The sequence below is a fragment of the Collinsella sp. LCP21S3_C7 genome, assembly GCF_052118485.1.
Taxonomy (GTDB): Bacteria; Actinomycetota; Coriobacteriia; order Coriobacteriales; family Coriobacteriaceae; genus Collinsella.
Genome location: NZ_JBQKHC010000001.1, coordinates 165,881 through 184,906 on the forward strand (window position 1 = coordinate 165,881; position 19,026 = coordinate 184,906).

Below are 19,026 nucleotides of genomic sequence, written 5' to 3' on the forward strand. Positions count from 1 at the left end.
GCGCAGACGTCTTTCCTGCGCTGCTGCCAGGAATGAGTGCGCCGCCCCAGCGTTGCAGGCTAGGCGTTGGGCGTAATGGCGCGTAGCAAGAACCGGCCTACCCCTCATTGAGATATTGCCTTCGGTCGGCCATGTGCTTTCCGGCGAGGGAACTTCCATGACGCAGTCCGTCCGAAATCGTCTCTCGGAAATAGTCGTCTTTCTCATCGCAGAGATTCTCGAGCTCCACCACTCGCGATGCCAAACGGTCTGAGACCTCGCGCTCTATTACGAGATCGTCTGACAGCTGAGCGTTTTCTTCCGTCAGCCGAGTATTCTTTTCCAGCAGCTGATCTTTCTCATGCGAGTTGTTGGCAACGTAGGCGACAGCCCCAATGGCAGCCGCCCAGGCAATCCCCTTCTTATGTTCTTTGACGAATTGGACGGCTTTCGCTGCGCCCTCCTTAACGATATCGGGAATGGCTTCCACCTTTTCTCGGGTGGCCTGCATGAGAGGCTTCTTTTCCGCATCGTCAAGCTCAAGGTCGGTTTCCGTCAGCGTTGTCTTCACGCTCTCTTCCTGCTGCTCGTCCTTGAACTCGAACTCTTCCATTTCAGCCTCCATTCCTTCCTCTTTGGCGTATTTTACCCCGTGCTTTAGGCCGATTACTCAGTTGCCAGCTGATTTGTGACCACAGCGGATAATGCACTCGCAAGTTGACCTATGTCCTGCCAGGAGATCCAGTGGAGTCTATTGCAGTGACGCTCATCGGCGTCACTGCAACACCGATCGGAGTGGTCGAGTCCAACTCGCGCAGCCGCGCGGTTATGGAGCTCAAGATCGACGAGCTCACATCGAGCGAGCCTACAAACTCGAGCAGGAAATGGCCGTGGTCAGGCTCGACGTTGACGCGCTTTTGCGATGGGCTGGCATGGGGGCTGGCGATTGCGGCCTGCATCCCCGTGTTGCTGGCGGCGGTGCTCTCGCGCCAAACGCTTGCGCATTCGGATTGCTACACAACGAATGAAACTTGTTGATGCGAGGCGCGGTTCATTCAGGGTCCGCCCCCTCGCTTCATCCTCAAGAAGCTCGTCGAAGCCTACCCCACCGTTACGGATTCCCCGGTAAAGGCACTGATCATCAACAGGACAAAGAACACCAGGCAGCTGACACTCAGCGGGTACGCAATAATCAGGAAGACGACCCCCGCCGACATTGGTTTTACCGTCGGCACGGCGTTGCTCACGATTGCGGCAGAGCCAAATCGTCACGCCAATAGCCACGATCAACAGCAAACTGCCGCTGCCGCCAACCCGGCAAGCGCAAACATAACGCCAATGCTCACAGCAATAACCGGAAGCAACAACAAGCCGCATCCACACCCACCGGGACTATAAACGGCAGACTGTCGGCGTCGCCCCATCGTCACTCCAACCTCAACATCTTTGAACACTACAATGCGATAGCCTGCTGAACAGGAACGATCTTATCCAGTTCCGGCTCGATGCGCCTCTTTTCCGCCTCGAGGTCAAACGCTATCTGGGCGCGCAGCCAATAACCATCCGTTAGGCCAAAGTAGCGGCAAAGGCGAAGATCGGTGTCAGCCGTAACACGACGCCTCCCCAAAATAATCTGCCCAATACGCTGTGCCGGAATCCCGGTCTCCTTAGCAAGACGATATTGAGAAATGCCCATAGGAACAAGAAATTCCTCTTTGAGAAGTTCACCAGGAGTCACCGGTGACAGCAAATCGGGCGCGGTCTCATCACTTGTGATAATCGACGATTTCGACATTCCAAGCCATCCCCTGTCTCCACTCAAAGCAGACCCGATAGCGCTCATTAACACGGATACTATATTGGCCGGCGCGATCGCCCTTCAACGCTTCAAGACGATTGCCCGGAGGAACGCGAAGGTCATCAAGTGAAGCACAAACCTGCAGTTGACGAATCTTCCTCAATGCGACCCGCTCAAAGGGCACGAACCTCCTGACCCGCACACCCATTGCAAAACGTTCGGTATCCTCATCTTTGTACGATGCAATCATAGTATCGCCTTACGTTAATAACGTCAAACGTTTCTACAGACATACATCTCTATTATACCGTACATTTGTTCGTATTTTCTAGAACATGCGCCAGCGCCGATTAACCAAGCAAAAGCAATCGTTTGTAGACATCGAGGCCCTTGAGCAAAATTCCCTCGTCAAAGAGCATGGTATCGGTGTGAAGGGCGCTCGTGGCATAGGCGGGACAGCCATCCGAATCGCTCGGGTTTTCTTGACCCTCCGGCACACCCGTGCCCAACAAGAAGAATACGCCCGGCAGATGGCGCTGATAGAACGCAAAGTCCTCGGCAATTAACAGCGGCTCCTCCACAAGCTGCAGGCCGGGCAAGGCAGGCGCGACACAGGCAAACAACTCGGGGTCGTTGTTGACCGGCGGATAGCCCTCGGCAAAGTCGAGATCGTACGTGCAGCCCGTTGCAGCGCATGCCTCATCAAGCACGCGGCGCACGCCTTCGCGCGCCCGGTCGAACATGCCGTCCGTAAACACACGCAGGCTTCCGGCCACATGGGCCTCCCCCGCCACCGCGTTGCAAACCGTACCGGCCTGCAGCAGACCAAACTTGCCGATGCAGGGCTCGTCGCCGCCCAGCTCGTCCATCAGCTCGCGCTCGGCAACCAAAAACTTCGCTGCCGCCAACGCGGCATCGTGCGACTCCTCGACCGGCACGCCATAGGTCTTAGCAATATGGATGCTCGTACCGTGAATATAGATATGCGTCTCGCTCGAACGCGCCAGCAGCGGACCGGAACAGCTCGCCAACGTGCCGGCAGGCAGATCGGGCCACACATGGAAGCCAAAAATGCGGTCGGCCCCATAGCGCTCGAACACGCCGCTCTCGCATACCGTCTTGGCACCACCGGTCGTTTCCTCGGCCGGCTGGAACACAAAGAGCACGTTGCGCCTCATGGCGCCCGGCTGCTCGCGAATCGTACGGTCGACATACGTCGCGGCGGCAAGTGCCATGGCCATGTGACCGTCATGTCCGCAAGCGTGCATCTTGCCGGGATGGGTCGAGGCAAAGGCCGCCCCTGTCGCCTCCTCAATGGGCAGCGCATCCATATCGGCGCGAATCGCCGTGGCATGCGCGGCATCAACGCCGGCGTCGAAGAAAGCGCAGACGCAGCTGGGGCACGGATGGGTCACTTCGCAGGTGAGCGGTGCCAGCACGCCCTCGATATAGGCAATGGTTTGCGGAAGATCGAAATCGAGCTCCGGAATGCGATGGAGATCGCGGCGATAGCGACGGAGTTCTTGGAGCTCGGTCATAGAGGATCCCTTCGTGAGGCACATCTGTTGCAACTTATTGTGATACAGGATTGTGGCGCACATGTTTCCAGCATATCCCTGCATTTTTTAAACGTTATATACGAATACTCTTGTTTGGTAAAGTGCAACGTGATAGGGTCTTTACCACTTGATAGAGGCGCGGGCACGAAGAGCCGCGGGTGAGCCGGCAGGCTTTGACCCCGCGGGGAGGCGAAACCCGCCGAACTGGGTTTTTCGGGCACGAACAACCTGGTGGGCCTGTGGGAAACACCCACAGGACTGTCTGCAGCAATGCGGGAGCGCTATCCGGACATTGGGTCCACGCTATGCGGATTCGATGCGCAGATGGCGCCGTCTGGATAGCGAGGTTTACGGGACATGGCATTGACCCCCAACGAGGCATATGCGGCCAAGCAGCCGTTTGTGGACAAGGAGACGCTCGAGCATATCGTCGAGCAGTTCCCCACGCCGTTTCATCTATACGACGAGGCGGGCATCCGCCGCAACATGCAAGAGGTGCGCGACGCCTTTGCGTGGAACCCGGGCTTTAAGGAATACTTTGCCGTCAAGGCCAACCCCAACCCGGCACTCATCTCCATTCTCAACGAATACGGCTGCGGCTGCGATTGCTCGAGCTATACCGAGCTCATGATCGCCCGCTCGCTGGGTATCACGGGGCACGACATCATGTTCTCGTCCAACGACACGCCGGCTGCGGACTTTGAACTCGCCGACAAGCTGGGTGCCATCGTCAACTTTGACGACATCAGCCACATCGAGTTCTTTGAGCGTGTTGCGGGGCCCATCCCCAAGACGGTCAGCTGCCGCTTTAATCCGGGCGGCCTGTTCCAGCTCTCCAACGGCATCATGGACAACCCCGGCGACTCCAAATACGGCATGACCACCGAGCAACTCTTCGAGGCCTTCCGTATGCTCAAGACCAAGGGTGCCGAGGACTTTGGCATCCACGCCTTCCTTGCCAGCAACACCGTCACCAACGACTACTACCCCAAGCTCGCGCGCATCCTCTTTGAGCTTGCCGTGCGCCTGGAGCGCGAGACCGGCGCACACGTCGCCTTCATCAATCTATCCGGCGGCGTCGGCATCCCCTACCTGCCCGAGCAGCAGGCCAACGACATTCACGCCATCGGCGAGGGAGTGCACGCGGCATACGACGAGATCCTGGTCCCCGCAGGCATGGGCGATGTGGCAATCTACACCGAGATGGGCCGCTTTATGATGGGCCCCTACGGCTGCCTGGTCACCAAGGCCATCCACGAGAAGCAGATCTACAAGGACTATATCGGTGTCGATGCAAGCGCCGTCGATTTGATCCGCCCCGCCATGTATGGTGCCTACCACCACATTACGGTGATGGGTCAGCCGGGCGGCGCCGACAAGGGCACAGCGCCCGTCACGAACACCTATGACATCACGGGCAATCTGTGCGAGAACAACGACAAGTTCGCCATCGATCGCGAGCTACCGCATATCGACATGGGCGACCTGCTTGTAATCCACGATACCGGTGCGCATGGCTACTCCATGGGCTACAACTACAACGGACGGCTGCGCTCCGCCGAGGTCCTGCTGCGCCCCGATGGCGCGGCCGACCTCATCCGCCGCGCCGAGCGCCCGGGCGATTACTTTGCCACGCTCGACGTGCTGCCGTGCGGCCGAGAACTGTTGGCCAAGTCGCGCGCCGAAAGTGCCCGCCGCCGCGCCCAAGACGAGCGCCTGGCAGTCGCCGCCCAATGGAACAAGCGCATCCAGATCGCCGAAGCGAAGGAGAAGAACATGGACATCCGCAATCTCGAGGGCTCAATCGTCGCCCTGGTTACGCCGTTTAAAAAGGACGGCAGTGTCGACTTTGATGCACTCGAGCGCCTTATCGATTTCCACCTGCAAAATGGCACCGACGCCATCCTCGTCCTGGGCACCACCGGCGAGAGCGCCACGATGACCGACGACGAGGACAACTCCGTTGTCGCCGCGGTGGTCAAGCAGGTTGCAGGACGCGTCCCCGTCATCGCCGGCTCGGGCTCCAACTCCACGCAGACCATGCTCACCAAGTCGCTCACTTACCAGGGCTTGGGAGCCGACGGCCTGCTGCTCATTACCCCCTACTACAACAAATCCAACGAAGAGGGTATCTACCAGCACTTTAAGACCGTCGCCGATGCCGTAGACATCCCCTGCATCCTGTACAACATCCCCGGCCGCTGTGGCTGCGGCATCAGCGAGCGCAACGTGGAGCGCTTGGCCGCGCACCCCAACATCATGGGTATTAAGGAAGCCTCGGGCAACGTCGCCTACGCTGCCAAGATCGCCCACCTGCTGTCCGACGACTTCCGCATGTACTCGGGCGAGGACGCGCTCACCGTGCCGCTCATGAGCTTGGGTGCTTCGGGCACCATCAGCGTGTGGGCCGACGTGCAGCCGCAGCTCGTACATGACATGTGCCGCGCCTATCTGGACGGTGACGTGGCACGTGCCCGCGATATCCAGATTGCCGGCCAGCCGCTCATCAATGCCCTCTTTAGCGAGGTCAACCCCATCCCCGTCAAGGAAGCGCTCGCCCAGATGGGTATGATCGAGGCAAACTACCGCATGCCGCTGTGCCCCATGGCAGACGATACGCGCTCCGCACTTACCGATGCTCTGAAGGGAGCTGGTCTACTTGATTAAGACCGTCATTATGGGAACGGGCCGCATGGGCTCGCTCATCCGCACTACCGCCGAGGGTATTGTCGACGCTGCCGGAGAGCCCGTTTTTGACATCGTCGCCCAGATCGGCTTCGACTTGTCCGAGCTCGAGAACGCTCCGGCAGCCGACGTCATCATCGACTTCTCGAACGTTGCGACCTTCGACGCCGTCGTCGCCTATGTCGAGCGCACGGGCGCGGCGTTGGTCTCGGGCACCACAGGCTATACGCCCGAGCAGATGGATCGCCTGCGCGAGCTGGGTCAGAGCACCCGCGTCATGCACTCCGGCAATTACTCCATCGGTATCGCAGCCCTGCGTCATCTGGTGGCACAGGCCACGCGAGAGCTGCCCGGCTTTGACTGCGAAATCGTCGAGACGCACCACAACCAAAAGGTCGACGCCCCCAGCGGCACTGCCAAGTTGCTGCTCGACGCCGTCGTCGAAGCCGAACCCGAGGCAGGCTACCACCCCGTCTATGGCCGCGAAGGCATGTGCGGAGCGCGCGACCCCAAGGAGATCGGCGTGCACTCGCTGCGCGGTGGCACTGTCGCCGGCGTGCACGAAGTGAGTTTCTTTGGCCAGGACGAGGAGGTCACGCTCACGCATCGCGCCACGAGTCGTCAGATCTTTGTCAACGGCGCCTTGGCAGCCGCGCAGAAGCTCGTCACCCGCGAACCCGGCTTCTATACGTTCGACCAGGTCATGTTTGCCTAACCAGGCATCAACCGGATCCACCCAAAGGAGAGACCGCAAATGAGCAACGCAGCCGAAATGGATGCACAGGAGATTATCAACTATATCGCCACCGCGCCCAAGAAGACGCCCGTCAAGCTGTACGTGCGCGAAAAGCCGGGCATGAAGGTCCAGTGGGGCAGTGCGCATGTCTACGGCGGCCGCCGTGGCAAGACCGTCTTTGGCGACTGGGATGAGCTCAAGGCAATCCTCGACGCCAACGTCGATTCCATCGACTACTACGATGTGGAGAACGACTGCCGCAACTCCGCCGTGCCCATGCTCGACCTCAAGGGCATCAACGCCCGCATCGAGCCGGGTGCGATCATCCGCGACCGCGTCGAGATCGGCGACCGTGCCGTCATCATGATGGGCGCCATCATCAACATCGGCGCCGTCATTGGCGAAGGCTCCATGATCGATATGGGCGCCGTGCTGGGCGGTCGCGCCACCGTGGGCAAGAACTGCCACATTGGCGCCGGCACCGTGCTGGCAGGCGTCGTGGAGCCCGCCAGCGCCACGCCCGTCATCATCGAGGACGACGTTATGATCGGCGCCAATGCTGTGGTCCTGGAAGGCGTGCGCGTGGGCAAGGGTGCTGTCGTTGCCGCCGGCGCCGTGTGCGTCGAGGACGTCCCCGCCGGTGCCGTCGTGGCCGGTGTCCCCGCCCGCGTCATCAAGATGCGCGACGAGAAGACCGACAGCAAGACCGGTCTCGAGGAAGGCCTGCGCCAGCTGTAGGGTTACGCGGTTTTACCAAACCGCGTAACGGCTCGACGCTCCAAACGACCCAGAGCGGCAATCTGACGTTCAATCGTCGGGCATGGCCAGAAGGTCAATGCCCTCCTCTTTCACGTCACCTTGCTCGCTCTGGGTCGTTTTCGCTGACTTATGCGCAACCTGCAACGTGATTAAGCCCCAAGTAAAAAGGCCGAAACCCCATCCAGGGCTTCGGCCTTTGCTTTCCCGCTGTAGGCGCAACGCAACTTATCGGTTCTCGATGCTGCCGATGTTTTTGAGCTCGATGGAGATGAGGCCGTTGGGCTCGTTGACAAACTCGATGTACTCGGAATTCGAACCCATCTCGGCCGGGAAGCTGATCTCGATGCCCGTGTCGGTACGAATCTTGTGATTGCGTACGGCCGCGCGTTCGACCTGCTTGCGCTCCACGGGCACGCGCTCGGGCACCTTCTCCTCGGTCAGCGCCGCACGCACGCTCTCCTTGATAACCGGCTCGTCCTCAAAGACCTCATCGACGATATCCCAAGGCGGCAGCTCCTCGTCGTCTTCAACCTTCTCGGCAACGGCGGCTTTGACCTTGGCGAGCGCTACGGCCGTGTTGGCGCCGTGCTCTTCGGCGACTTCCTCGACCACGCGCGTCACCGTGTCGATGACCTCCTTACCCGAAACCCCCGTGTCGCACTGCAGCAGGCCGTCGGGAATGAGCATGCGATCCTCGCCGGCAATCTTGCGCTTCTTGTCCACGTAGCCGATCTCCATGGTGCTCGCGCGCACGATGGCATAGCTCGGCACCTTTTGCGAGGGGTTTGGCAAAATGGCGTAGTGGCGCGCGATGTCGTTACGAACCTCGCCCTCTTCGCGACCCACCTCGTGCATGAATGCCTGCTTGGAGCCCAGCAGCATCACGGCAAACCAGCGGGCATCTTCATCATCGTCAAAGTCCGCCACCAGCACGTCGGTGGACTCGGCTTTCTCGGCCTTGGTGAGCTCGGAGGAAATAAACTCCGCAATCTGCTGAGACAAGTCCACGAACTCACGCTCACCAAAGAAATAGCCCTTGAGCTCGCCGCCAAACGCAGAGTTCTCCGCAAACGTGGCGCGCTTATTATCGGCCGAGGTACGTGCGCGGCGCAGATGCGTGGTCACAAAGCTGCGCACGGTACGGCTTTCGATATCCAGCTCGCGCTGGCTCATGACGTTGACGGCAGAGTCAAAGTCCAGGATATGCAGAATCGCGTGATTGATTTTCATATACGGCATTCCGTTCTAGATCGCTTTTGGCACGAACCAGTATAGCGGTCGAGTCCGACCCAGGCGCATCGAAGATTGGTGCAAACAAGCCTGTCCCCTTTGCATAAAAAAGCGCCCGGGTCACATGGGCCCGGACGCCTTCGTTGTAGCCTGTTGCTTATACGAGCCGAATTTAGCAGGAAAAGTCGACGCTGTCGATAATGTCCTTGAGGGCCTTTGCGGAGGCGGTGAGCTCATGCTGCTCGTCATCGTTCAGCGGCACGGGAACGCGGCAGATGACACCGTCGCGACCGACGACCGTCGGCATGGAGATGGCAAGATCGGACAGGCCGTACTCGCCCACCATGAGCGAGGAGACGGGCAGAACAGTCTGCTCGTCACGCATGACGGCAGTGCAGATGCGCTTTACCGCCATAGCGACACCGTAGTAGGTGGCGTGCTTCTTCTCGATGATGGTGTAGGCGGAGTTCTTGACGTCCTCGGCAATGCGCTTCTCGGCAGCCTCATGCTCCAGATGGCCGTGAAGCTCGCAGAAGGTGTTCAGCGGCACGCCGGCAACCTGAGCGCTGGACCAGGCGACAAACTCGGAGTCGCCGTGCTCGCCCATGACGTAGGCCTGAACGTCGCGCGGGTCAACCTCGACGTGAGCGCCGAGCATCTGCTGCAGACGGCCGGTGTCGAGCACGGTGCCGGAGCCGATGACATGGCCCTCGGGCAGACCGGACATCTTGATGGCGGCGTAGGTCAGAACGTCGACCGGGTTGGAGACGATGAGCAGAATGCCGTCGAAGCCAGACTTCTTAATCTCGGGAATAATGGACTTAAAGATGCTGACGTTCTTGTTGACCAGGTCCAGGCGGGTCTCACCGGGCTTCTGAGCAGCGCCAGCGGTGACGACGATCATGGCGGCGTCGGCGACATCAGAATAATCGCCGGCGTAGATCTTCATCGGCTCGGCAAACGTCATGCCGTGCGCAATATCCAGGGCCTCGCCCTCGGCGCGGTTCTTGTCCACGTCGATGAGAACCATCTCGGAGAACAGACCACTCTGCATCAGCGCGAACGCCGAAGACGAACCGACGAAACCGCAGCCGACAATAGCGACCTTCTTCTCGTTAACCATTAGAAACTCCCATCTCTCTCCACAAACAAGCCGCCCGGGAACGACCCGAACGGCTTGCCGTGATCCCAATACATCCAATCGGGACTTTGATTATGCTCCTATACGCAGCCAAAAATCGACCGTTTACCGAAATTGTTTGCAGGATTCGTAAAATAACTGCACGAAATCGGTTTCGGGCTATTGACGAGCCCAAATAGTCTTCTAATACAGGCCCGCCTCACGGATGGCCTCGACAGCCAAAGCGATCTGATCGGGCGGCAGGACCAGCGCCATGCGCACGTGCCCCTCGCCCGAAGGGCCAAAGCTCGCGCCCGGCGTCACCACAACGCCGGCCTTCTCCATAAGCTCCTCGCAAAACGCCATGGAATCGGTGCGGCCACCGGGAAGCTTGGCCCACACAAACATAGAGCCATGCGCGTTGGGACGCTCCCAGCCCAGGTCCTCAAGACCGTCGCACAGGGCATCGCGGCGCTCCTGGTACTTCAGACGTTGCGCCTCGACCTCATCGCGCGGACCATTGAGGCAGGCGATGGCGGCCTTCTGAATCGGGAAGAACATGCCAAAGTCGATCTGGCTGCGCAGCTTGGCAAAGGCAGAGACCACATCCTCACGGCCGACCAAAAAGCCGATGCGCGCACCGGTGACGTTAAACGACTTGGAAAGCGAGAAGAATTCCACGCCCACCTCGAGCGCGCCGGGATACTGCAAGAAACTGCCGCCGGGCTCGCCGTCAAACACGATGTCGGAGTACGCGTTGTCATGGACGATCAGCAGGTCGTGCTCGCGGGCGAAGGCGATGATCTCCTCGTAGACCTCGGGCGTGCCCACCGAGCCCACCGGGTTGGCGGGCAACGACACGATCATGTACTTGGCACGATCGGCCACCTCGGGATCGATGCCCGCCACATAGGGCAGGTAATTGTGCTCCGCCACCAGCGGATAGTACTCGAGCTTGGCATCGGCGATCTTGGCGCCCGCCTCAAAGACCGGATAGCACGGATCGGGAACCAGAATGGTGTCACCCGGATCGAGCAGGGCCAGGCCCAAATGACCCACGCCCTCCTGCGTGCCGTTGCACGACTGCACCATGGACGGCGTAATGCCCGAAACGCCAAAGCGACGCTCATAGTAATCGCACACGGCCTGCTTAAGCTCGGGCAGGTCGCGCAGGGAATACTTCCACATCTCGGGATTTTGGGCGGCCTGCGTGAGCGCGTCGACCACGTGGTCGTACGGCTTAAAGTCGGGCGTTCCCACGCTCATGTTGTAAATGGTCTTGCCCTGAGCCTTCAGCGCAAGAAGTTTGTTGTTGAGCGAGGCGAAGACCTCCGCGCCAAAGCGGTCGAGACGCTGCGATGCCTGCATGGTGCCACCTTTCGATATAAAAAATACGGCGCTCCGACAAGAGCGCCGCGCGATACGGGCCATCAGATTGCAAAAGTGTAACGCTTGCAACCCCCGTATTGGTTCAATTTAGCCAACCTTAGTCAATTGGATTGAGCGCGTCGATCCGCGCAAGCCACAGACGCGAGCTGGCGTCACTCGGCATACGCCAATCGCCGCGCGGGCTGAGCGTCACCGAGCCCACCTTGGGACCATCGGGCAGACAGCTGCGCTTAAACTGCTGGGCAAAGAAGCGACGATAGAACGTACGCAACCACGTGTGGACGGTCTTGGCGTCATAGACACCCTCAAAGCTCTTGAGCGCCATACGGTAGATCTTGCCCGGCTCAAAGCCAAAACGCAGCAGGTAATAGAGGAAGTAATCGTGCAGCTCGTACGGGCCCACCAAATCCTCGGTCTTCTGAGCAATCTCACCGTCGCCCGTCGGCGGCAGAAGCTCGGGGGACACCGGCGTATCGAGGATATCGAGCAAGACCTCGGCAATACGCCCGCCAAAGACATCAGCGGCATAACGTACCAGATGGCGCACAAGCGTCTTGGGCACGCTCGCGTTGACGGCGTACATGCTCATGTGGTCGCCGTTATAGGTAGCCCAGCCGAGCGCCAGCTCTGACAGGTCGCCCGTGCCGATAACAAAACCGCCAGCCTGGTTGGCCAGATCCATCAGAATCTGCGTACGCTCGCGGGCCTGGCTGTTCTCGTAGGTCACGTCCTGAACTGCCGGGTCGTGCTCAATGTCCTTGAAGTGCTGCTCCACGGCCGTGTGGATCGAAACCTCGCGGAAGCTCACGCCCAGGTCGCGAGCGAGCGACTCGGCATTGGACTTGGTGCGATGTGTCGTGCCAAAGCCGGGCATGGAAACCGCCGTGATACCCGTGCGCGGCAGCCTCAGCGCATCGAAGGCACGCGCGGTCACAAGCAGTGCCAGCGTGGAATCCAGGCCGCCCGAAAGGCCGATGACCGCAGCCTTGGTACCCGTGTGGGCAAGGCGGGTCTTGAGGCCCGCAGTCTGCAGATCGAGGATCGTCTCGCAGCGCCCGGCCAGGTCACCATGGTCGGCCGGCACAAAGGGCGCGCGGGGGAAGACACGGTCGATGTCGAGCGCATCACGCAGGACAGGTTCTTCGGCCAGCACGCCCTCAAACGAAAACTCAACAATCGTGGCCTCCGGCCCATCGTCCGCGCGTCTCCACGTGGTCGAACGACGGCGCTCGGCAACCAGACGGTCGAGGTCAACGTCGGCCACCGCCATATCGCAGGTGAGGAGCTTCGTGGCGGCGAGCTTCGAGCCGTTTTCGTAGACGAGGTTCTCGCCTGCAAAGACCATGTCGGTCGTGGACTCGCCCTCGCTCGCGTCTGCATAGGCATAGGCACAGTACAGGCGCGCACTCTGATTGGAGATGAGGCTGCGGCGATAGTCTGCCTTACCGATAATCTCGTCCGAGGCCGACAGATTGAGGATCACCGTCGCACCGGCAAGCGCCATCTCGGTCGAAGGGGGCGCCGGCACCCACAGGTCCTCGCAGACCTCAATACCGAGTACCAAATCCTCGGCGCCCTCATCACAGCAGCGGTAGACAAGCCCCGAACCCAGCGGAACCGGACCCTGACCGGCAAACTCAACCCACACGGGATCGGCGGGCGCCGGAGCAAACCAACGGCGCTCATAGAACTCGCCATAGTTGGGCAGATACTTCTTGGCCGTGAGGCCCAAAAGCTCGCCCGCACAGCACACGGCGGCACAGTTGTAGATATTCTCGGCCACCGCAACGGGAAGACCGATGGTAAAGACAATCGGCAGCTCGCGGGTTTCATCGAGAATATGTGCCAGTGCGGTCTCGCAGGTATGCAGTAATGTGCGGTTATGAAACAGGTCGGCCGCGGTATAGCCGCACAAGTTGAGCTCGGGCAGCACCAGAGCACGGACACCGCGCTCGACCGCCTCGCGAACAGCCGCCAACGCAACCTCGGCATTGCCCTCGACATCGGCCACGCGAATCCGCGGCGAGGCCGCCGCCACACGCAAAAAGCCATCAGACTGAGAAAGGTGAAGATTCATAAGAATGCTCCCGTGCGTAGACGCCATTCACAACAATTAGCAAGCCCTATTGTAGTTCAACCGCCGGGTGTAACCGCATCCCACCAATTTGGTGAGCTATTGATGAGTTGATGGTATCTGTTAAATGTCACGTACGATTCACATCTGGTGGGTACCCTGATGGCTACACGAAACGAAGCAGATTTACACCGGGAGGGCCCCGTATGACAACCAAGTACACCGACGCGCCGCGCACGCGCGTCATGACACCGGCCGCGCTCAACAACGGCGTTCACGAAAACCATTCCATCGGACAGACCATGGCCATCGCGCCCAAAAAGGGCCTGTTCGACGACATTTCCATTCCCCAAATCATCGCCGGCGCCGCAGCTGCCGCCACGAGCGTCGCACTTGCTTCCAAGATCGGCATCGCCGGATCGGTGATCGGTGCCGCCGTGAGCTCGGTCATCACCGTTGTGTCCTCGCAGGTCTACCGCCACTTTATCTCTGCCAGCGCTAACGCCCTCAAAGGCACGCACGCCGCCGTCGACTACCCTGCCGGCGCCTATGAGCCCGTTGACCTTAATGCCGAGGAGCACCTGGGCGGCGCCGCGACTACGCAGGAGATGCGCCAGGTTGCGGGGCGCGCGACCACGGCGCGCGTCGCCCCCAACAGTCTGCGTGCCAAGGCGGCGGCAGAGCGCAGCCAGACGCAAAAGAAGGTCATCGTCTTCTCGATCGCCATCGCCATCGTCGCGGTCATCGCCTGCGCCGGCGCCATCCTTATCACCACCGCCGGTGAAGGTCTGGGCGAGCGCCCCGAGCCAATCCTATCGTCGCGCACGACCGAGCACGACGCGGATAGCACTGGTCAATCGCAAAGCCAGCAGGACGACTCGCAGGACACCTCCGCATCCACCGACTCGTCCTCGAACACCCCCGATCAATCGCAGGGCGCCGATTCCTCTGTGAACAACAGCGGCACGCAATCCGGCACGACTGACTCAAGCCAAACGACCGACGGCTCTCAACCGAGCACGGGCGACCAGACGAGCGGCAATACATCGGGCACAAGCTCCACCGACAACAGCAACACCAATAGCTCGAACAGTTCGAACAGTTCGAGCGGATCCGCGTCCGACACGGCATCTGACAGCTCGAGCCAAAGCACGGCATCGGGCAACTAGGCACGTTTGCCTCTCATAGATAACCGACCTGCATAACGGGCGCGAACCGGCAACGGTCGCGCCCGTTTGCCTTGGGCGACGAGATGGCAAGCCCCATGCGATGGTAAGATGCTTTGGTGTGTATAGAGGAGATTTGCCATGAGCAAGACAATAGTTAGGCCCACGCTTTCGCTGGGCAACCACATCTATCTGTATCGCCTGCTGCGCGATGCGATTGGATGCGGCAAGCAAACGTTTATGACGCAGGTCGAGGAGGCGCTCGCCGCTGGTGACATGGCCGCTTATGACCTGGGCTTCGAATCCACGCGCGAGCTGCTCGAGGAGCTCGACGACTGCATTAAGCTGACCGTCTTTAAGGGCGGTCGCCTGTATGCCACCGTCATCGCCAACGAGGCCTGGGATGCCGCCCTTGCCAAGGGCGAGGACAAGCCCAAGGCAGCCAAGGGAGCCAAGCAGTCCTATAAAAAGAAAAAGCGCGGCGAGAAGGACCTCAAGGCCGTGCGTCCCAAGCACGTTAAGCGTCCCGAGCCAGAGCCCGTGGCCGAAGTCGCTCCGGAGCCAGAGCCCGAGCCCGAGGCGGAGATCGAAGTCGCTATTGAGGTAACGGCAGAAGCCGAAACCGAAATCGACGCCACGACCGATCCCGAAGTCATATCAGAGCAGGAAGCCACTGCGGAGCTCGACGAGACTCCCAAGTCGACAACCGAAGAAGCCGCCAACCAACCCGAGGCGTCTGCGTTCCAAAACAGCGATGTCTTTGGCGACGAGCCCGAGGACGATCAGTCCAACGAGCCCGCGGATCAAGACGCTACCGAGTCGACGCCAGAGCCCGAGACACCGCAGCCCGCCATCTCGCTCACGGTCGTCTATGACCCCGAGAACGCAAACGCCGGCATCACCACCATGGCATCCACGCCAGCCGAGGCAAAGCCATCTGTCGAGGCAGAGGATGCCCCGCGAGCCGATGCCAAAACCGAGACCGCAGACACGTCCGTCTCCGTGGAACCGACGGATTTCGCAGTTAAGCCGGAAAAAGCGCCTGAGCCTGAGCCTGCCATCGAGTCCGCATCCGCATCTGCCTGTGACCAGATTCCCGCACCTGCACCGGCTCCGGTCCCCGTTGCAGCACCTGTCACCACACCCGCAGCACCGACCATCCCCGAGGACTTCCCCGTCGATTTCACAACCGAGGTCTTCTGCCCCGGCCCATTGCTACACCAGCTGTCGACCTATCTCCCCTACGGCGCCGACACCCTCGGCATCGTCGGCGAGTACTACTGGATCGCCCGCGAGCGCGGTACCATCGAGGCCGCGCGAAACCGCGCAAGCTTCCCCCTGCGCTACACGCAGGCCGGCGAGCGCCACGAAGTCACCGTGCGCATCCGCCGCAACACCACCGGCGGCCTCGGCGCCACCTGGACCATCGATAAAGTCGAACCTTCTACCAAGTAAAAAAGGGACGATAACCCTCAAGGTTATCGTCCCTTTCTCGTTAGGTCACCTGAGCTCGACTAATCGCGCGTCAGCTTGCGGTGAATACGATGCGGCTGGGCTGCGTCCTCGCCCAGGCGCTCGATGCGGTTGGCCTGATAGGCCTCGAAGTTGCCCTCAAACCAATACCAGTTGCCCGGATTCTCGTCGGTGCCCTCCCACGCCAGAATGTGCGTGGCGACGCGGTCCAGGAACATACGGTCGTGGCTAATGACCACCGAGCAGCCCGGGAACTCGAGCAGTGCCGCCTCGAGCGAGGACAGCGTCTCGACGTCGAGGTCGTTCGTGGGCTCGTCGAGGAGCAGCAGGTTGCCGCCCTGCTTGAGCGTAAGCGCCAAGTTCAGACGGTTGCGCTCGCCACCGGAAAGTACGCCAGCGCGCTTCTGCTGGTCCTGGCCCTTAAAGCCAAAGCTCGCCACGTATGCGCGGCTGGGGACCTCGGTCTCGCCGACCATCATGTGGTCCAGGCCGTCCGAGACGACCTCCCACAGGTTCTTGTCGGGGTCGATGCCGGAGCGGTTCTGATCGACATAGGAGATCTTGACGGTCTCGCCCACCTCGAGCTCGCCCGAAGTCAGCGGCTCCAGGCCCACGATGGTCTTGAACAGCGTGGTCTTGCCCACACCGTTGGGGCCGATGACGCCCACGATGCCGTTGCGCGGCAGGGTGAACGATAGGTCGTCGATGAGCACGCGACCGTCGAACTCCTTGTGCAGGTGATGGGCCTCGAGCACCTTGTTGCCCAAACGCGGGCCCACAGGGATGCGGATGTCGGTCCAGTCGAGCTTCTGGCTTGCGCGGGCCTCGGCCTCCATCTCCTCGTAGCGAGCCAGACGGGCCTTGTTCTTGGCCTGACGGGCCTTGGGGCTGGAGCGCACCCACTCGAGCTCGGCCTCCATGCGCTTGGCGAGCTTGGCGTCGCGGTTACCCTGAGCCTCGATACGGGCGGCTTTGGTCTCCAGATACGTGGAGTAGTTGCCCTTGTAGGGATAAAGGTGGCCGCGGTCGACCTCGCAGATCCACTCGGCAACGTTGTCCAGGAAGTAGCGATCGTGTGTGACGGCAAGCACCGCGCCCTGGTAGTTGTGCAGGAAGTGCTCGAGCCACAGGATCGACTCGGCGTCCAGGTGGTTGGTGGGCTCATCGAGCAGCAGCAGGTCGGGAGCTTCGAGCAGCAGCTTGCACAGGGCCACGCGACGGCGCTCGCCGCCGGAAAGCACGTTGACCGGCATGTCGGAATCGGGCAGCTGCAGGGCATCCATAGCCTGGCCGAGCTTGGAATCGATATCCCAGCCGTCGGCGGCGTCGATCTCGTCCTGGAGCTTTCCCATCTCGGCCATGAGGGCATCCATGTCGCAGTCCGGGTCGCACATCTCCTCGCCGATCTTATTGAAGCGATCGACCTTGGCGATCATGTCGCCAAATGCCATGCGCACGTTCTCGATGACGGTCTTGTCGTCGTCGAGCGGCGGCTCCTGCTGCAGGATACCCACGGTGTAGCCGGGGGTAAGTCTGGCATCGCCGTTGGAGACTTCCTCGATGCCGGCCATGATCTTGAGCAGGGTCGACTTGCCCATACCGTTAGGGCCCACGACGCCGATCTTGGCACCGGGATAGAAGCTCAGGGTCACGTCGTCAAGGATCACCTTGTCGCCATGAGCCTTGCGAGCCTGATACATCTGGTAGATAAACTCTGCCATTTGCCTGTTTTATCCTTTCTACCTGCTGTTTCCCTATTCTTGTTTCGCTTTAGTGGAAACGAGATGAGAAAACCAGCTCTAAAACGTAACGAAAAAGGGGCACGGTTACCCATACCCCCTAATACTACCTGGGAAAAGTCCCCCGGAACATACTATGAACTGCGTACGCTAGTTTTCCGCAACCTTAACGAGCAGCTCGCTGCGATTTGCGCCACAGCAGATACGAGTAGACGTAGACGACTCCGACCGAACCAAACGCCAGAACCGCAATCACCGCGGCGACAACTTCACTTGAAAGCACGCTACCCGCAACGCCCATCACAATCAGACCAACACCCAGCACCATAAAGCAGGCACCGCCAAAACGCTGCGTACGGCGCCAGTTCTCGGGATCGGCAAGCGCCCAGGGCGTCTTGATACCGAGCGTATAGTTCTGCTTCACACGCGGCAAGTAGTTGCCTACGCCAATGAACAGCAAACCGACAGCACCGGAAATCAGCACGTTGACCGAACCGACCGCCGGCACCACGCCCCAGACCGTAAGCTCTCCCAGCCAGCTTATACCACAAATGAACAGGGTGAAGGCGATTACGAAGCCCTGATAGAACTTGCCCGAGGTTCGATATGCCTCACCTTTGGGATCGATGCGCGGCACCACGTAGAACATTGCGAGAAGCACCAGGGGCAGCACGCCGTGCGCGGAGGCCATCCAGCTGGGACCCCAACCGTCAACGCCGTTCGCGCCCCAGTGCGTGGGAATCTGCGCAGGCAAGCTCGGCATCACCATAAGGTGAGCTACGATATTGGCGACGCACAGAGCGACCAGCGCGATCCACACGCGTGGCGATACCCCCGTGGCGTGAATGCCCTTGTTTTCGTTATTCATCCTTATCACCTTCAGTGTTTGTAAAGCCCATAAACCAACCGATCAAGTCCTGCATGACGGTGGTGTTTAAGCTGTAAACGATGTTTTGGCCATGACGTTCATCGGTCACCAACCCGGCGTTTTTGAGCGTCGCCAAATGATGGCTCAACGACGGCTTGCTGATGTCAAAATGCTCGGCAAGCTCCCCAGCCGTGCGGTCGCCCTCGCGTAGTAGTTCCAAAATGCGCCGCCGCGTAGGATCGGCCAGCGCTTTAAAACCCTCTCCCGGCATAGGACCTCCTCTCATCATTTCGTTCGACGCGCACACTATACTCGATATTTAGATATTTGTCTAACTATCTAATCTTGTACTCAAAAAAATAGCCGCCCCGCGTAATGCGAAGACGGCCACTTCTCACGCCATAAACGTGTTTCGGAGTTGGCTAACCCGCGGCAACGGGCGCCATCTGCT

Annotated in this window: 17 protein-coding genes and 1 riboswitch; of the genes, 6 read left to right on the forward strand and 11 right to left on the reverse strand. The window is 60.2% G+C overall.

Annotated features, from left to right (window positions below; translation table 11 throughout):
- Nucleotides 1-97 precede the first annotated feature (97 nt).
- Nucleotides 98-592 (reverse strand): hypothetical protein, encoded by a 495-nt coding sequence (locus ACTQ1E_RS00795; RefSeq protein WP_427794864.1) that lies wholly within the window; start codon nucleotides 590-592, stop codon nucleotides 98-100.
- A 131-nt stretch (nucleotides 593-723) separates the two neighbouring features.
- Between ACTQ1E_RS00795 and ACTQ1E_RS00800 the strand changes: the two genes are divergently transcribed.
- Nucleotides 724-1,017 carry a hypothetical protein gene (locus tag ACTQ1E_RS00800; protein WP_427794863.1) on the forward strand — a complete coding sequence of 98 codons (294 nt, stop codon included), beginning with the start codon at nucleotides 724-726 and terminating at the stop codon, nucleotides 1,015-1,017.
- 415 nt (nucleotides 1,018-1,432) lie between these two features.
- Here the strand turns inward: ACTQ1E_RS00800 and ACTQ1E_RS00805 are convergent, their stop codons facing one another.
- From ACTQ1E_RS00805 to ACTQ1E_RS00815, 3 genes are all read right to left on the reverse strand, one after another.
- Nucleotides 1,433-1,774: a HigA family addiction module antitoxin gene (locus ACTQ1E_RS00805; RefSeq protein WP_427727846.1), complete on the reverse strand. Its 342-nt coding sequence runs from the start codon at nucleotides 1,772-1,774 to the stop codon at nucleotides 1,433-1,435.
- Nucleotides 1,746-2,027, reverse strand: coding sequence for a type II toxin-antitoxin system RelE/ParE family toxin (locus tag ACTQ1E_RS00810; RefSeq protein ID WP_427747940.1), 282 nt, complete (start codon nucleotides 2,025-2,027; stop codon nucleotides 1,746-1,748). Before ACTQ1E_RS00810 ends, ACTQ1E_RS00805 begins: the two co-directional genes overlap by 29 nt.
- 100 nt (nucleotides 2,028-2,127) lie before the next feature.
- The gene (locus tag ACTQ1E_RS00815; protein ID WP_441564392.1) at nucleotides 2,128-3,315 is read right to left on the reverse strand and encodes an N-acetyldiaminopimelate deacetylase; all 1,188 of its coding nucleotides are present in this window, start codon (nucleotides 3,313-3,315) and stop codon (nucleotides 2,128-2,130) included.
- A gap of 144 nt (nucleotides 3,316-3,459) precedes the next feature.
- A riboswitch (Lysine riboswitch) is annotated at nucleotides 3,460-3,628 on the forward strand.
- Nucleotides 3,629-3,693: 65 nt separating this feature from the next.
- On the opposite strand from ACTQ1E_RS00815, the gene dapA reads away from it, so the two are divergent.
- The 3 genes from dapA to dapD are packed head-to-tail and all read left to right on the forward strand — an operon-like array spanning nucleotide 3,694 to nucleotide 7,495.
- Entirely contained in the window at nucleotides 3,694-6,003 is a 2,310-nt protein-coding gene (gene dapA, locus ACTQ1E_RS00820; RefSeq protein ID WP_441564393.1) for a 4-hydroxy-tetrahydrodipicolinate synthase, read from the forward strand.
- Nucleotides 5,996-6,736 carry a 4-hydroxy-tetrahydrodipicolinate reductase gene (dapB, locus tag ACTQ1E_RS00825; RefSeq protein WP_441564394.1) on the forward strand — a complete coding sequence of 247 codons (741 nt, stop codon included), beginning with the start codon at nucleotides 5,996-5,998 and terminating at the stop codon, nucleotides 6,734-6,736. Before dapA ends, dapB begins: the two co-directional genes overlap by 8 nt.
- 39 nt (nucleotides 6,737-6,775) lie before the next feature.
- The gene (gene dapD / locus ACTQ1E_RS00830; protein WP_441040967.1) at nucleotides 6,776-7,495 is read left to right on the forward strand and encodes a 2,3,4,5-tetrahydropyridine-2,6-dicarboxylate N-acetyltransferase; all 720 of its coding nucleotides are present in this window, start codon (nucleotides 6,776-6,778) and stop codon (nucleotides 7,493-7,495) included.
- 246 nt (nucleotides 7,496-7,741) lie between these two features.
- On the opposite strand, the gene ACTQ1E_RS00835 is transcribed toward dapD, so the two are convergent.
- The 4 genes from ACTQ1E_RS00835 to ACTQ1E_RS00850 form a co-directional block, all read right to left on the reverse strand.
- Nucleotides 7,742-8,746, reverse strand: a complete 1,005-nt coding sequence (locus ACTQ1E_RS00835) for a nucleoid-associated protein (protein ID WP_118377194.1) — start codon at nucleotides 8,744-8,746, stop codon at nucleotides 7,742-7,744.
- Between the two features lie 172 nt (nucleotides 8,747-8,918).
- Nucleotides 8,919-9,869: an L-lactate dehydrogenase gene (locus tag ACTQ1E_RS00840; protein WP_441563179.1), complete on the reverse strand. Its 951-nt coding sequence runs from the start codon at nucleotides 9,867-9,869 to the stop codon at nucleotides 8,919-8,921.
- A 201-nt stretch (nucleotides 9,870-10,070) separates the two neighbouring features.
- Nucleotides 10,071-11,234 carry a pyridoxal phosphate-dependent aminotransferase gene (locus tag ACTQ1E_RS00845; RefSeq protein WP_427718501.1) on the reverse strand — a complete coding sequence of 388 codons (1,164 nt, stop codon included), beginning with the start codon at nucleotides 11,232-11,234 and terminating at the stop codon, nucleotides 10,071-10,073.
- Between the two features lie 118 nt (nucleotides 11,235-11,352).
- Complete coding sequence (locus ACTQ1E_RS00850) at nucleotides 11,353-13,332, reverse strand: NAD(+) synthase (protein ID WP_441564395.1); 1,980 nt, start codon at nucleotides 13,330-13,332, stop codon at nucleotides 11,353-11,355.
- 203 nt (nucleotides 13,333-13,535) lie between these two features.
- On the opposite strand from ACTQ1E_RS00850, the gene ACTQ1E_RS00855 reads away from it, so the two are divergent.
- Entirely contained in the window at nucleotides 13,536-14,498 is a 963-nt protein-coding gene (locus ACTQ1E_RS00855) for a hypothetical protein (protein ID WP_441564396.1), read from the forward strand.
- 138 nt (nucleotides 14,499-14,636) lie between these two features.
- Nucleotides 14,637-15,950 (forward strand): hypothetical protein, encoded by a 1,314-nt coding sequence (locus ACTQ1E_RS00860; protein WP_441564397.1) that lies wholly within the window; start codon nucleotides 14,637-14,639, stop codon nucleotides 15,948-15,950.
- A gap of 59 nt (nucleotides 15,951-16,009) precedes the next feature.
- Here the strand turns inward: ACTQ1E_RS00860 and ettA are convergent, their stop codons facing one another.
- From ettA to ACTQ1E_RS00875, 3 genes are all read right to left on the reverse strand, one after another.
- Nucleotides 16,010-17,689, reverse strand: coding sequence for an energy-dependent translational throttle protein EttA (gene ettA / locus ACTQ1E_RS00865; RefSeq protein ID WP_055251458.1), 1,680 nt, complete (start codon nucleotides 17,687-17,689; stop codon nucleotides 16,010-16,012).
- Nucleotides 17,690-17,873: 184 nt separating this feature from the next.
- Nucleotides 17,874-18,575: an SdpI family protein gene (locus ACTQ1E_RS00870; RefSeq protein WP_427718513.1), complete on the reverse strand. Its 702-nt coding sequence runs from the start codon at nucleotides 18,573-18,575 to the stop codon at nucleotides 17,874-17,876.
- Nucleotides 18,568-18,846: an autorepressor SdpR family transcription factor gene (locus ACTQ1E_RS00875; protein WP_154517353.1), complete on the reverse strand. Its 279-nt coding sequence runs from the start codon at nucleotides 18,844-18,846 to the stop codon at nucleotides 18,568-18,570. Before ACTQ1E_RS00875 ends, ACTQ1E_RS00870 begins: the two co-directional genes overlap by 8 nt.
- Nucleotides 18,847-19,026 lie beyond the last annotated feature (180 nt).